General features: G+C 68.1%; 12 protein-coding genes. 6 read left to right on the top strand and 6 right to left on the bottom strand.

Annotation, left to right across the window (positions count from 1 at the left end; genetic code table 11):
• The first annotated feature begins 144 nt into the window (after positions 1 to 144).
• The 4 genes from F3J14_RS18785 to rsmA are packed head-to-tail and all read left to right on the top strand — an operon-like array spanning position 145 to position 5,802.
• Positions 145 to 2,505: an LPS-assembly protein LptD gene (locus F3J14_RS18785; RefSeq protein WP_166724289.1), complete on the top strand. Its 2,361-nt coding sequence runs from the start codon at positions 145 to 147 to the stop codon at positions 2,503 to 2,505.
• A gap of 51 nt (positions 2,506 to 2,556) precedes the next feature.
• On the top strand, positions 2,557 to 3,915 hold the full coding sequence (locus F3J14_RS18790) for a peptidylprolyl isomerase (protein WP_166724290.1): 1,359 nt from the start codon (positions 2,557 to 2,559) through the stop codon (positions 3,913 to 3,915).
• An 11-nt stretch (positions 3,916 to 3,926) separates the two neighbouring features.
• Entirely contained in the window at positions 3,927 to 4,916 is a 990-nt protein-coding gene (pdxA, locus tag F3J14_RS18795; RefSeq protein ID WP_166724291.1) for a 4-hydroxythreonine-4-phosphate dehydrogenase PdxA, read from the top strand.
• Between the two features lie 55 nt (positions 4,917 to 4,971).
• A complete protein-coding gene (gene rsmA / locus F3J14_RS18800; protein ID WP_166724292.1) occupies positions 4,972 to 5,802 on the top strand; it encodes a 16S rRNA (adenine(1518)-N(6)/adenine(1519)-N(6))-dimethyltransferase RsmA in 831 nt (276 codons plus the stop codon).
• Positions 5,803 to 5,955: 153 nt separating this feature from the next.
• Here the strand turns inward: rsmA and F3J14_RS18805 are convergent, their stop codons facing one another.
• Positions 5,956 to 6,891: a DMT family transporter gene (locus tag F3J14_RS18805; protein WP_166724293.1), complete on the bottom strand. Its 936-nt coding sequence runs from the start codon at positions 6,889 to 6,891 to the stop codon at positions 5,956 to 5,958.
• 363 nt (positions 6,892 to 7,254) lie between these two features.
• Between F3J14_RS18805 and gloA the strand changes: the two genes are divergently transcribed.
• Entirely contained in the window at positions 7,255 to 7,644 is a 390-nt protein-coding gene (gene gloA / locus F3J14_RS18810) for a lactoylglutathione lyase (RefSeq protein ID WP_006751482.1), read from the top strand.
• Between the two features lie 108 nt (positions 7,645 to 7,752).
• On the opposite strand, the gene F3J14_RS18815 is transcribed toward gloA, so the two are convergent.
• The 5 genes from F3J14_RS18815 to glyQ are packed head-to-tail and all read right to left on the bottom strand — an operon-like array spanning position 7,753 to position 13,219.
• Entirely contained in the window at positions 7,753 to 8,664 is a 912-nt protein-coding gene (locus F3J14_RS18815) for a SprT family zinc-dependent metalloprotease (RefSeq protein WP_166724294.1), read from the bottom strand.
• A 46-nt stretch (positions 8,665 to 8,710) separates the two neighbouring features.
• Complete coding sequence (locus F3J14_RS18820; RefSeq protein WP_166724295.1) at positions 8,711 to 9,475, bottom strand: lysophospholipid acyltransferase family protein; 765 nt, start codon at positions 9,473 to 9,475, stop codon at positions 8,711 to 8,713.
• 43 nt (positions 9,476 to 9,518) lie between these two features.
• A complete protein-coding gene (gmhB, locus tag F3J14_RS18825) occupies positions 9,519 to 10,082 on the bottom strand; it encodes a D-glycero-beta-D-manno-heptose 1,7-bisphosphate 7-phosphatase (RefSeq protein WP_166724296.1) in 564 nt (187 codons plus the stop codon).
• A gap of 10 nt (positions 10,083 to 10,092) precedes the next feature.
• The gene (gene glyS / locus F3J14_RS18830; RefSeq protein WP_166724297.1) at positions 10,093 to 12,192 is read right to left on the bottom strand and encodes a glycine--tRNA ligase subunit beta; all 2,100 of its coding nucleotides are present in this window, start codon (positions 12,190 to 12,192) and stop codon (positions 10,093 to 10,095) included.
• 22 nt (positions 12,193 to 12,214) lie between these two features.
• Positions 12,215 to 13,219 carry a glycine--tRNA ligase subunit alpha gene (gene glyQ / locus F3J14_RS18835; protein WP_111016154.1) on the bottom strand — a complete coding sequence of 335 codons (1,005 nt, stop codon included), beginning with the start codon at positions 13,217 to 13,219 and terminating at the stop codon, positions 12,215 to 12,217.
• A 343-nt stretch (positions 13,220 to 13,562) separates the two neighbouring features.
• On the opposite strand from glyQ, the gene F3J14_RS18840 reads away from it, so the two are divergent.
• Positions 13,563 to 14,326, top strand: a 764-nt coding sequence (locus F3J14_RS18840; RefSeq protein WP_166724298.1) for a tetratricopeptide repeat protein, incomplete at its 3' end; no start/stop codon positions are given.

The raw sequence follows: 14,326 nt of genomic DNA on the forward strand, positions 1-14,326 counted from the left end.
CAGGCCCGCCGCCTGTCGCGCCGTCCGCCCGATCGCCTCCCCGGTTTGCGCTCAGCCGCAGTCGCGGTGCGACGGCGTGGCCCGCCGCGTGCGAATGAATGTGCCGCAGGTGCGGTTGACAAGGGGCGATTCGCCAAACGATAGATGCCGCCCAAACCGCTATTCCCGAATGTTTTCCCCGGTGACGGGGCGCCGCGCAAACGGCGGCTCGCGCTCGCGCTCCTGGCCGTGCCGGGCCTCGTGCCGGCCGTGTCGTACGCGCAGCTGTCGGGCGCGGCCGCGCAGCCGCAGCCGCTCGACTCGCCGTGGGATCTGCGTCTCGCCCCGCAGCTCGAGGATCATCCGCTGAAGGACGGCGCGAAGCCGGCCGCCTTCGTGATTGCCGACCATACGAGCGGCACGGCCGAGCAGGATCTGGCCGCGAAGGGCTCGGCCGAGCTGCGCCGCGGCGACGCCGTCGTGAAGGCCGACGCGCTCCACTACGATCAGGATACCGACATGGCCGATGCGTACGGCCAGGTCCGGGTGATCAACGGCGGCACGTCGTTCGCGGGCCCCGAAGCGCATCTGAAGGTCGAGGCGAACCAGGGCTTCATGACGGCGCCGAAGTACCATTTCAACGTGACGGGCGGGTCCGGCAGCGCGGAGCGCGTCGACCTGCTCGACAGCGAGCGCTCGGTGTTCGTCAACGGCACCTACACCGCGTGCCAGTGCTCGACGAACCCCGCGTGGTACATCAAGGGCAGCCGCTTCGACTTCGATACGGGTGCCGACGAAGGCACCGCGCGCAACGGCGTGCTGTTCTTCCAGGGCGTGCCGATCTTCGCGAGCCCGTGGTTGACGTTCCCGCTGTCGGGCGAGCGGCGCAGCGGCCTGCTGCCGCCGACGTTCTCGATGAACTCGAACAACGGGTTCGAGCTGACGCTGCCGTACTACTTCAACATCGCGCCGAACCGCGACCTGACGATCACGCCGCGCATCATCTCGCGGCGCGGCGTGCAGACCGAAGCGACGTTCCGCTACCTGTCGCCGACGTATTCGGGCACGCTGACGGCCAATTACCTGCCGGATGACCGGCTCGCGCACCGCAACCGCTACGCGATCTACTGGCAGCACCAGCAGAACTTCGGCGGCGGTTTCGGCGGCTACGTCTACTTCAACAAGGTCTCGGACAACACGTATCCGGAAGACCTTGGGTCGACGAACGAGTTCATCAACGGGACGCAGACGCTGTACCAGCAGGAAGCCGGGCTCACGTACAACAACGGCCCGTGGTCGGTGCTCGCGCGCTACCAGCACTGGCAGACGCTGCCGCCGTCGATCGCGCCGTACAGTCGCGAGCCGCAGTTGAACGTGAAGTACACGAAGTACAACGTCGGCGGCTTCGACTTCGGCGCGGAAGCCGACTATTCGCGGTTCCGCATCACGACCGCCGATGCGACCGAAGGCGACCGGATCGTCTTCAACCCGTACATCGCGTACGGCGTGTACGGCCCCGGCTACTTCGTCGTGCCGAAGGTCCAGTACCACTTCGCGTCGTACGACCTGAACTACCTGTCGTCGAGCACGCCGAACAGCCCGAAGCGCTTCACCGAGTCGATCCCGACCGTGAGCTTCGACACGGGCCTGATCTTCGACCGCTCGGTGCGCCTGTTCGGCCAGGACTTCATCCAGACCCTCGAGCCGCGCCTGTACTACGTGTACACGCCGTATCGCGACCAGTCGAACGCGCCGCTGTTCGACACCGCGGAATCGGACTTCGGCCTCGCGGAGATCTACCAGCCGAACACATTCGTCGGCAACGACCGGATCGCGGACGCGAACCGGATCACGGCCGGCCTGACGTCGCGCTTCATCGATCCGCGCACCGGCGACGAACGCGCGCGCTTCGTGATCGCGCAGCAGTACTATTTCGCCGATCAGCGCGTCACGCTGAACTCGGGGCAGTCCGCCGTGCAGGCGCGCCACTCGGACCTGATCGTCGGTGCCGCGCTGAAGCTCGGCTCCGGCTTCATGTCGGAAACGGCGTTCCAGTACAACCAGAACAACAACCAGCTCGTGAAGTCGAGCATCGGTTTCGGTTTCAGCCCGGGCGAGCGCCGCGTGGTCAACGTCGGCTACCGCTATACGCGGGCGAACACGACGCTCGACAACCAGCCGATCAACCAGTTCCTGGTGTCCGCGCAATGGCCGCTCACGCGCCGCCTGTACGCGGTCGGCCGCTTCAACTACGACCTGGCCGCCGACCGGATCGTCGACGGTCTGCTCGGCTTACAATACGACGCGGATTGCTGGGCGCTCGGCGTCGGGGTCCAGCGGTTCGCGAACGGCGTGAACTCGTCGGGGCAGCAGAACTCGTCGACGCGCTTCATGATGCAGCTGACGTTGAAGGGGCTGTCGAGCGTCGACAACGGTCTCGTGGCGGCATTCCGCGCCGGGGTGCCGGGCTATACGCCGCTGCCGTCCGCGCCGCCGCCGATGTCCCGCTTCAGTAACTACGAGTAACGCCGGCTTGTCTGCACCGGTCAGCACGATTTCAATGGAGTATCAGTGGCAATGAAGAAAACCCTTCGTTTCGCGGCAGTCGTGTCCAGCCTCGCCGCGTCCGCCGCGCTGCTCGCCGCCGCGCCGGCCGCGGCGCAGGCGCTTGGTTCGCGAGGCGCGCAGCTCGCCGACGAAGTCGTCGCGGTCGTCAACAACGACGTGATCACGGGCCGCGAACTCGACCAGCGCGTCGGCCTGATCGCGCGCCGGCTGCAGCAGCAGAACGCACCCGTGCCGCCGGCTGACCAGTTGCGCGCGCAGGTGCTGAACCAGATGGTCCTCGAACGCATCCAGGTGCAGAAGGCCAAGGACGACGGGATCCGTATCGACGATGCGACCGTGCAGTCCACGCTGCAGCGCCTCGCGCAGGCGAACGGGATGACGCTCGAACAGTATCGCGCGCGCCTCGAGGCGCAAGGCGTGCCCTGGAGCGTGTTCACGAGCGACGCCCGCACCGAGCTGATGCTGTCGAAGCTGCGTGAGCGCGAGGTCGACGGCAAGATCACCGTGTCGGACGCCGAGGTCGTGAACTACATCGCGAGCCAGCGCGGGCCGAGCGCGTCGCAGCAGCAGGACCTGCGCTTCCAGCACATCTTCATCAAGGCGCCGACCAACGCGCCGCAGAACGAGATCGAAGTCGCACAGAAGAAGGCCGAAGCGCTGCTGCAGCAGGCCACGTCGGGCGCCGATTTCGAGAAGCTCGCGAAGAACAATTCGGAAGCGAACGACGCGAAGAAGGGCGGCGACCTCGGCTTCAAGGCGCCGGGTGCGCTGCCGCCCGAAGTCGTTGACGCCGCATCGAAGCTGCGCCCGGGCCAGGTCAACCCGACGCTGATCCGCGTGCCGGACGGCTTCGAGATCGTGCGTCTCGTCGACCGCCGCCAGAGCCAGGGCGCGAGCGCCGCGGCACCGAAGATCGTCCAGACGCACGTGCGCCACATCCTGTTGCGCGTCGGCGAGGGCAAGTCGGAAGGCCAGGCCCGTCAGCAGCTGCAGGACATTCGCCGGCAGGTCGAGGCCGGCGGCGATTTCGCGAAGTTCGCGCGCACCTACTCGCAGGACGGTTCGGCGTCGCAGGGCGGCGATCTCGGCTGGATCAGCCCGGGCGAGACCGTGCCGGAATTCGAGCGCGCGATGAACAACCTGCAGGACGGCCAGATCAGCCAGCCGGTGCGTAGCGAGTACGGTTATCACCTGATCCAGGTGATCGATCGCCGCGAGGCGGAAGGCTCGGTGCAGCAGCAGATGGATATCGCGCGCCAGGCGATCGGCCAGCGCAAGGCCGAGCAGGCGTATGCCGACTGGCTGCGCGAGCTGCGCGATTCGTCCTACGTGCAGTACAAGATCGGCGGCGCCGGCCCGGCGAACTGAGCGAGCTTCACATGACGGCATCCGCGCTGCAGATCGCGATCACGACCGGCGAACCCGCGGGTGTCGGCCCGGAGCTGACCGTGCAGGCGTTGCAGGATGCCGCCCGGCGCTGGCCCGGCGCGCATTTCACCGTGCTCGGCGATGCCGCGCTGCTCGGCGCGCGCGCGGCGGCCGTCGGGGCCGACCGGGCAGTGCTCGCCAGCGGTGGGCCGGTGTCGGTCGAGCATCATCCGCTCGCCGCGCCCGCGCAGGCCGGCAAGCTCGACGCGGCCAATGGCCGCTACGTGCTCGGACTGCTCGATGCCGCGATCGACGGCGCGCTGGCGGGCCGGTTCGATGCGATCGTCACCGCACCGCTGCAGAAGAGCACGATCAACGATGCCGGCGTGCCGTTTACCGGCCATACCGAATACCTGGCGGAGCGCACGCACACGCCGCGCGTCGTGATGATGCTGGCGGGCACGGGCGAGCGGCCGCTGCGCGTCGCGCTCGCGACCACGCACCTGCCGCTGAAGGACGTGTCGGCCGCGCTGACGATCGACGGGCTCGTCGAGACGCTGGCGATCGTCGATCGCGACCTGCGGCGCGACTTCGGTCTCGCGGCGCCGCGCATCCTCGTGACGGGGCTGAACCCGCACGCGGGCGAGAACGGCTATCTCGGGCGCGAGGAGATCGACGTGATCTCCCCGGCGCTCGCACGCGCGCAACAGCAGGGCATCGACGCGCGCGGCCCGTATCCGGCCGACACACTGTTCCAGCCGCGCCATCTCGAGGGCGCCGATTGCGTGCTCGCGATGTTCCACGATCAGGGCTTGCCCGTGCTGAAGTATGCGACGTTCGGCGAGGGCATCAACGTCACGCTGGGGCTGCCGATCATCCGTACGTCGGTCGATCACGGCACCGCGCTGGATCTGGCCGGCACGGGCCGCGCGGATCCGGGCAGCATGGTCGCCGCCCTCGACACGGCCGTCGCGATGGCGCGCCATCGCCGCGCGTCGTGACGCACACAGGCGCAGGCCTGACCTAACTCGTCGTATTTTTCGTTTTTCTCAGTCGATGTCGAACAGCAGACAGCACCAAGGCCACTTCGCGCGCAAGCGCTTCGGGCAGAACTTCCTCGTCGATCACGGCGTGATCGACTCGATCGTCACGACGATCGGCCCCGCGCGCGGCCAGCGAATGGTCGAGATCGGCCCAGGGCTCGGCGCGCTGACCGAGCCGCTGATCGAGCGACTCGCGACGCCCGAGTCGCCGCTGCATGCGGTTGAACTCGACCGCGACCTGATCGGCCGCCTGCAGCAGCGCTTCGGCCCGCTGCTGGAGCTGCACGCGGGCGACGCGCTCGCGTTCGACTTCCGCTCGCTCGCGGCGCCCGGCGACAAGCCGTCGCTGCGGATCGTCGGCAACCTGCCGTACAACATTTCCAGCCCGCTGCTGTTTCACCTGATGACGTTCGCCGATGCGGTCATCGACCAGCATTTCATGCTGCAGAACGAAGTCGTCGAACGGATGGTCGCGGAGCCGGGCACGAAGGCGTTCTCGCGGCTGTCGGTGATGCTGCAGTATCGCTACGTGATGGAGAAGATGCTCGACGTGCCGCCGGAATCGTTCCAGCCGCCGCCGAAGGTCGATTCGGCGATCGTCCGGATGATTCCGTATGAACCGCATGAACTGCCGGACGTCGATCCGGTGCTGCTCGGCGAAGTCGTCACCGCCGCGTTCTCGCAGCGCCGCAAGATGCTGCGCAATACGCTCGGTGACTACCGCGAGACGATCGATTTCGACGGGCTCGGCTTCGATCTCGCGCGACGCGCGGAGGATGTGAGCGTGGCCGAATATGTCGGTGTCGCGCAGGCGCTGGCGGCAGTGCGCAAGGCCGCGGAGTAACGGCAAGTCCGGGGCACCTCCCGGGTAACGCACGCGCCGGCTCGAGGTTCATGAGGCTGTCCTGACGGGCAGCCTTTTTATTTTCCCGATCCGATTCCGTCGATTCCGTCGCTTTCGTCGCTTTCGTCGATGAAGGACCGCGGCCGCGCGCCGTTACGCGCGCTGGCGCGGCGGCGCGTTGACGAGCGCAATCCCGGTCAGCACCAGCGCGGCCGCCGACATGAAGCGCCAGCCGACCGATTCGCCGAGCAGCAGCACGCCGAACGCGACGCCGAACAGCGGCGACAGGAACGTGAACACGGACAGCCGCGACGCGCTGTAGCGCGTCAGCAGCCAGAACCACGACAGATAGCTGACGAACGCGACGATCACCGACTGGTAGGCGAGGCTCGCGAGCGCGACCGGCGTGACCTGCGCGAACGACATCTGGCCGAGTAGCGCGGCGAGCGCGACCAGCACGACGGCCGACACCGCGAGCTGGTAGAACAGCGTCTTGCTCGCGCTGGCCCGCGCGAGCGACGTCGAGCGCACGACGACCGTCGTCGCGGCCCACATCGCGCCGCCGAGGATCCCGAGAGCGTCGCCGGCGAGCCCCGCCAGGACCGATGCGCCGGGCGCGCGCGGCTTGAGGAAGCCGTCCGCGAACGCGAGCGCGATGCCGGCGAACGCGAGGCCGACGCCGGCCCACTGGACGCGCTGCAGCCGCTCGCCCGGCGTGAACAGGTGCAGGCCGAGCGCGGTGAAGCACGGTGCCGTGTACAGGAAGATCGCCATGTGCGATGCGCTCGTCAGCGTCAGCCCGAAGAACACGCAGATGAACTCGCCGGCGAACAGCGCGCCGGCGGCGATGCCCGCGCCGAGCGTGCCGTCCGCGCGGAACAGCGGCGTGCCGCGCGAGTGCGCCCAGCCCCACAGCAGGAGCGCGGCGATCACCGAGCGCAGCCCGGCCTGGAACATCGGCGGGATCGCCGCGTTCGTGCTCTTGATCGCGACCTGCTGGAAGCCCCAGATCGCGCACAGCAGCAGCATCACGCCGATGGCGCGCGTATCGAGCGCGCGGCGCACGGGCGAGCCGGCAAGCGCGGTCATCGGCGGACCTCGCCGATGCGGCGGGAAGGGGGCACGGACATGGGCAGGGGCAGCGGCGGGCGGACGGCGTGTCCGGCACGCCCGAATCGGCGGTTTCGCACGGCAGGCAGTGTGGCTGAATGGGGTGGTGGTCGCGTTCCGGCGGCGGCCGGCATGCCCGCTTCTGGTGCGAAGTGGGAGGATGTTACCCGATCGGCCGCGATGGCGGGCATCGTCGAACGGCGGGCTTTCACCGGCGCACGGGCGTCGGGCCCATTGCGCGGATGCGCGGTATCAGTGGGCGGCCGACGAGGCGCCGGCGGCGAGATTCACGTGACTCCGGTAGAATTTCCGGCTCTGGAAAGTCCCCACAGGAGTACAACAATGCGTTTGCTGCATACGATGCTGCGAGTCGGCGATCTCGACCGCTCGATCAAGTTCTACACCGAATTGCTCGGCATGAAGCTGCTGCGTCGCGAGGATTATCCGGAAGGCAAGTTCACGCTCGCGTTCGTCGGCTATGAAGCGGAAAGCACGGGCACCGTGATCGAGCTGACCCATAACTGGGATACGCCGTCCTACGATCTCGGCAACGGCTTCGGCCACCTGGCGCTGGAAGTCGACGACGCGTACGCGGCCTGCGACAAAATCAAGGCGCAAGGCGGCAAGGTGACCCGCGAAGCGGGCCCGATGAAGCACGGCACGACCGTGATCGCATTCGTCGAGGATCCGGACGGCTACAAGATCGAGTTCATCCAGAAGAAGGCGCATTGAGCGCGGGATGAGCGGCTCGCGGCGCACGATGGGCGTCGCGGGCAACGAAAACGGGCGATGCGGAGGAATCCGCATCGCCCGCTTGCATTGTGGGTGCGACTGATCGCGTTACAGCGCCGGCAGCAGTTCGGGCGGGTGATGCTTGAGCGTGTGCCGTGCTTCGCGAAATTCCGGGAAGATCGATTCGACGGTCTGCCAGAATGCCGGGCTGTGGTTCATTTCGCGCAGGTGCGACAGCTCGTGCGCGACGACGTAGTCGACGATCGACATCGGGAAATGGATCAGCCGCCAGTTCAGCCGGATCTTGCCGTCGCTCGAGCAGCTGCCCCAGCGCGTCGCGGCCGACGATAGCGCATACATCGAATACGTGACGCCGAGCTTTTCCGCGTAGACCACCAGCCGTTCGCCGAAGATCCGCTTCGCTTCGCCCTGCAGCCAGCCCTGCACGCGATCCTTGATCTGCTGCATGTCCGCCTGCACGGGCAGCGGCAGCGACAGCCGCAGCGCGTCGGCGTCGAATGCGACGGCACCCGCGCCGAGCGCGATCGTGATCGTCTTGCCGAGATACGGGAGTTGCGCGCCGTCGCGCCAGTCGATTTGCGGCAGCGCGCGCTGCTCGGTGCGGGTCTTCCACTCCGCGAGCTTCGCGAAGATCCAGCGCTGCTTTTCGGCGATCGCCGCTTCGATGTCGGCGAGCGTGACCCAGCGCGGCGCGGTGATCGACAGCCCGCTGCCGTCGATCGTGAAGCCGATCGTGCGGCGCGCGGAGCGCTTGAGCCGGTATTCGAGCACGCGGCTGTCGAGTGCGAACGTACGGACGCGGGAGCGATCGCGCGGAGGGCCCGGATCGAGCGGCGCCGTGGGCACCGCGGGAGCCGCAGCCGCTTCAGGTGGCGCGGGCGGCGCGGCGGGCGCCGACGCTGCCGGCGAGGCTGCTGCCGGCCCGTCGAAGAGCGGCAGGTCCATCTGGCGATGATCGAGGGCCACGACGGCAGGCCGTGGCCGCGGACGCTTTTTCATCAGTTCGCTTCGTTTCGTCGTTCGCAACGGCTGCAATCCGGGTGATTCAGACGCGCGCGGCATCGCGCGTGCCGGCATTGCCCGGCTGGCGATATGCATCGGGATCGATGCGGCGCATTTCCGCTTCGATCCAGGCTTCGACCTGCGAGTTCAATACGTCGGGCGTCTTGCCCTCGACGGGAATCGGCTTGCCGATCGACACGGTGACGACGCCCGGGAATTTCGTGAACGAATTGCGCGGCCAGACACGACCTGCATTGTGCGCGATCGGCACGACCGGCGTATTGGTTTCGATCGCGAAGCGCGCGCCGCCCGTCTTGTACTTGCCCTGCTTGCCGACCTGCGTGCGCGTGCCTTCCGGGAACATGATCATCCAGGCGCCTTCCGACAGCCGCTTCTTGCCCTGGCGGATCACCGACGTGAACGCGTTCTTGCCTGCCTTGCGGTCGATGTTGACCATGTGCAGCAGCCCGAGCGCCCAGCCGAAGAACGGCACGTAGAGCAGTTCGCGCTTGAACACGTAGCACAGCGGCTTCGGCATCAGCGCCGGAAACGCGAGCGTCTCCCACGCCGACTGGTGCTTCGCCAGCAGGACGGCCGGGCCGTCGGGCAGGTTTTCCATCCCTTCGATCCGGTAGTGGATGCCGTTCAGCCAGCGCACGACCCACAGCGTCGACTTGCACCAGCCGGCCGCCATCCAGTAGCGCGCGTCGGGACGCATGAACGGGAACGCGATGAAGCACGCGGTGGCGTACGGCACCGTGTACAGGATGAAATAGATCAGCAGCAGCAGGGAGCGGACGAAGCGCATCGGCGTGGGTCTGAGGGTAAGGAGGATGCGCGCGGCGGCCGCATCACTCGTGTTCGTGTGAAAGGAAGTCGAGCGCGAACGCGCGCAGGTCGTCGTGGACCTTCGTGCCGTCCGGCAGATTGCCCGCGGCGAGCGTCTTCTTGCCCTTGCCGGTCAGCACGAGGTGCGGCCGGAAGCCGACCGCGACGGCGGCCTGCAGGTCGCGCAGCGAATCGCCGACGGCCGGCGTGTGATCGGGATCGATCTCGAAGCGCTCGGCGATCATCTGCATCATGCCGGGTTTCGGCTTGCGGCACTCGCAACGATCTTCCGCCACGTGCGGGCAGAAGAACACCGCGTCGATGCGCGCGCCGACCGCGGCCGCCGCGCGATGCATCTTCTGGTGCATCTCGTTGAGCGCGGCCATGTCGAACAGCCCGCGGCCGATGCCGGACTGGTTGGTCGCGACGACCACGCGATAGCCTGCGTGGTTGAGCCGTGCGATCGCCTCGAGGCTGCCGGGCAGCGCGATCCATTCGTCGGGCGTCTTGATGAACGCGTCCGAATCGACGTTGATCACGCCGTCCCGGTCGAGGACGACGAGCTTGCGGTTGGGGCTGATCGGCATCGTTCGGCCTTTATGCGGCGAGCTTCGAGATGTCGGCGACACAGTTCATCTGCTGATGCAGCGCGAACAGCAGCGCGAGACGGTTCGCGCGCAGCGCGGGATCCTCGGCGTTGACCATCACGTCGTTGAAGAACGTATCGACCGGTGCGCGCAGCGCGGCGAGCGCCGACAGCGCTCCCGTGTATGCACGTGCCTCGAGCTGCGACTGCACGTGCGGCGTCACGGCCTCGAGCTGTTCGTGCAGCGCCTTTTCGGCGGCTTCGACGAGCAGCGTCGGCTGCACCGTGCCGTTCGCGCCGCCTTCCGACTTCTTCAGGATGTTCGAGATCCGCTTGTTCGCGGCCGCGAGCGCTTCGGCTTCCGCGAGGCGCGTGAATTCGCGCACCGCGTCGAGCCGCGCGACGAGATCGTCGACGCGCGTCGGGTTCAGGCTCAGCACCGCGTCGACTTCGCCGGCCGAGTAGCCGCGTTCGCGCAACAGGCCGCGCAGGCGGTCCATGAAGAACGCGAAGATCGCGTCGGTCGATTCGGCGACGCCCGGCACGCCCTCGAAGCGCGCGTGGGCCGTGCGCAGCAGCGCCACCAGATCGAGCGGCAGTTGCTTCTCGAGCAGCAGGCGCAGCACGCCGAGCGCGTGGCGGCGCAGCGCGAACGGATCCTTTTCACCCGTCGGCGCGAGGCCGATGCCCCAGATGCCGACGATCGTCTCGAGCTTGTCGGCCAGCGCGACGGCGGTCGACACCGGCGTGGTCGGCAGCGCGTCGCCGGAGAAGCGCGGCTGGTAGTGCTCGGCGCATGCGAGCGCGACGTCGTCGGGCTCGCCGTCATGACGCGCGTAGTACGTGCCCATCGTGCCCTGCAGTTCCGGGAACTCGCCGACCATGTCGGTCAGCAGGTCGGCCTTCGCGAGGCGCGCGGCGCGCTTCGCATGCGCGGCGTCGGCGCCGATCGCGGGCGCGATCTCGCCGGCCAGCGCCTCGAGGCGCTCGACGCGCGCGAGCGCCGATCCGAGCTTGTTGTGATAGACGACGTTCGCGAGCAGCGGCACGCGGTCGGCGAGCGGCTTCTTCTTGTCCTGCTCGAAGAAGAACTTCGCGTCGGCGAGGCGCGGGCGCACGACGCGCTCGTTGCCTTCGATGATCTCGCCCGGCGTCTTCGTGTCGATGTTCGACACGATCAGGAAGCGCGAGCGCAGCTTGCCGCCGACGTCGGTCAGCGCGAAGTACTTCTGGTTCGTCTGCATCGTGAGGATCAGGCATTCCTGCGGCACCTGCAGGAATTCGTCCTCGAAGCGGCACGGATAGACGACCGGCCATTCGACCAGCGACGTCACTTCGTCGAGCAGCGCTTCGGGCATCACGACCGTGTCGCCGTTCGCGTGTTCGTTCAGCTGCGTGCGGATCGTTTCGCGGCGATCGGCGAAGTGCGCGATCACGCGGCCCTTGTCGCGCAGCGTGTCGGCATACGCGTGCGCATGCTGGATCGCGACGAGGCCGTCGGACAGGAAGCGGTGGCCGAGCGTGGTGTCGCCGGCGTCGATGCCGAACGCGGTCACGGGCACGACGCGATCGTCGTGCAGCACGGTCAGGCGGTGCACCGGGCGCACGAACTTCACGTCGGAGCCGTCCGGGCGCTGGTAGGTCATGAACTTCGGGATCGGCAGCTTCGCGAGCGTTTCGTCGAGCGCTGCCTGCAGGCCGTCAGCGAGCGTCGCGCCGGCTGCCGAGTAATTGACGAAGAACGCTTCGGCCTTGCCGTCCTGCGCGCGCTCGAGATCGGCGATCGACAGGTTCGGGTGACCGAGCGCCGCGAGCTTCTTCGCGAGCGGGGCCGTCGGCTTGCCTTCGGCGTCGAGCGCGACCGAGACGGGCAGGACCTTTTCGCGGACCTGCTTTTCAGGCGCGACGGCGCGCACGTTCTGCACGACGACGGCGAGGCGGCGCGGCGTGGCGTAGCGTTCGAACACGAGTTCGCCTTCGACGAGGTCGCGCGCCGCGAGGCGTTGCGCGAGACCTTCGGCGAATGCGTCGCCGAGGCGCGCGAGGGCCTTCGGCGGCAGCTCTTCGGTCAGCAATTCGACGAGCAGGGGGGCGGGATGGTTATGCGTCATGTGTGGAATCAATCTCGTCTCGTCAGTCCTGATCGATCTTGCGTTCGACCTTGAGCGGCGGCGCCCATGCCGGTTGCGCGGCGTCCTGGGCGTCGGTGGTGAGGCCCGGCACGCCCGGCGGGTTGCCGAGCATCGGGAAGCCGAGCTTCTCGCGCGAGTCGTAGTAAGCCTGCGCGACGAGACGCGACAGCGCGCGGATGCGGCCGATGTAGGCCGCGCGTTCGGTAACCGAGATCGCGCCGCGCGCATCGAGCAGGTTGAACGTGTGGCCGGCCTTCAGCACGAGTTCGTACGCGGGCAGCGCGAGCTGCGCGTCGATCATCTTCTTCGCTTCCGCTTCGTAGCTGTTGAAGAACGTGAACAGCAGGTCGACGTTCGCGTGCTCGAAGTTGTAGGTCGACTGCTCGACCTCGTTCTGGTGGTAGACGTCGCCGTACGACAGGCGGCGCAGCTCGGGGCCGTTCGGGCCATGCTCTTCCCACTCGGTCCAGACCAGGTCGTACACGTTCTCGACCTTCTGCAGGTACATCGCGAGGCGCTCGAGGCCATACGTGATTTCGCCGAGCACCGGCTTGCATTCGAGGCCGCCGACCTCCTGGAAATACGTGAACTGCGTGACTTCCATCCCGTTCAGCCACACTTCCCAGCCGAGGCCCCACGCGCCGAGCGTCGGGTTCTCCCAGTCGTCCTCGACGAAGCGCACGTCGTTCTGCTTCAGGTCGAAGCCGAGCGCTTCCAGCGAGCCGAGGTACAGGTCGAGGATGTTTTCCGGCGCCGGCTTGAGCACGACCTGGTACTGGTAGTAATGCTGCAGGCGGTTCGGGTTCTCGCCGTAGCGGCCGTCCTTCGGGCGGCGCGACGGCTGCACGTAGGCGGCGCGCCACGGCTCGGGGCCGACCGCGCGCAGGAACGTGTGGACGTGCGACGTGCCCGCGCCGACTTCCATGTCGATGGGCTGGAGCAGAGCGCAACCCTGCTTGTCCCAGTAGGACTGCAGCGTCAGGATGATTTGCTGAAACGTAAGCATGAAGAGCCTTCGTGGCGCTGGCGCTCCGTTGCGAACGGCGCTCCGGGCGGGGCCCGGAGGGTCGGCTCGCGCGGCGGCGCGGCTTGTTAGTGTGCTGAAACGTGCAATTTTACCGGATCGGCGACCGGATGCGGCCGGAACGCGGACGAAGGGGCCGTCGGCGGTGTTCCGGCGACCCGTGCGCGGCCTCTGCGCGGGGTGCCGGCGCGCGGCGCGCTCGCGCATGCGGCGTCGCGATGCGCGTGTCGCGTCGGCTGCCGCACCGCTTTGCGCGGGCGTTAAGATGCGCGTATTGCGGTGCGCGCGACGCCTGCCGCGTGAACGATTGCCCACTCCGGACCGCATGGACGATTCGAACGACCTCCTCATTCCGCTGATCCCGCCGCTGCTCGCGCTGCTCGGGCAGGCCGCCGATGCGCACGCGCGCGGCGAGCACGATGCGCACGCCCTCTGGCTCGCCGCCGCCGGCCATCTGCACGCGGTCGACATGGCCGCGCTCGCGCAGCTCACCTCGGCGCTCATCGCGCGACAGCGCACGGCCGACGCGCTCGCGCTGGCCGAATGCGCGGTGCGCGTGCATCCGGGTGCCGGTGCCCGTTTCAATCACGGCTACGTGCTGCAGATGCTCGGCCGTCACGCCGAGGCCGTCGCGCCGTATCGCGCCGCCTATGCGCTCGATCCGCGCTGGCCGTCGCTGCGCAACAACCTCGCGATCGCGCTGCGGCTATCGGGCGGCGACCGCAACGAGGAAATCGCGCTGCTCGACGCGGCCGTGGAGGCCGATCCGCACGACGTGCAGGCGTGGATCAACCTGGTCGTCGCGCGGCTCGCGGCACAGGACCTCGACGGCGCGCTCGCGTGTGCGGCGCGGCTCGCGCAGATCGCGCCCGACAATGCGCTCGCGCTGAACAACATCGCGATGGCGATGAAGGAAGCGCAGCGCTGGGACGACGCCGAGCGCTACGCGGCGCGTGCGTGCGAGCTGGCGCCCGACGACGCGTCGTTCCGTTTCAACCTCGCGATCATCCAGCTCGTGCGCGGCAACTACGCGGCCGGCTGGCGCGGCCACGAGGCGCGCTGGGACGGCGCGGGCGAGCTGCGCGGCCG

It is taken from the genome of Burkholderia sp. Tr-862, from assembly GCF_011753085.1.
Lineage (GTDB): Bacteria > Pseudomonadota > Gammaproteobacteria > Burkholderiales > Burkholderiaceae > Burkholderia > Burkholderia ambifaria.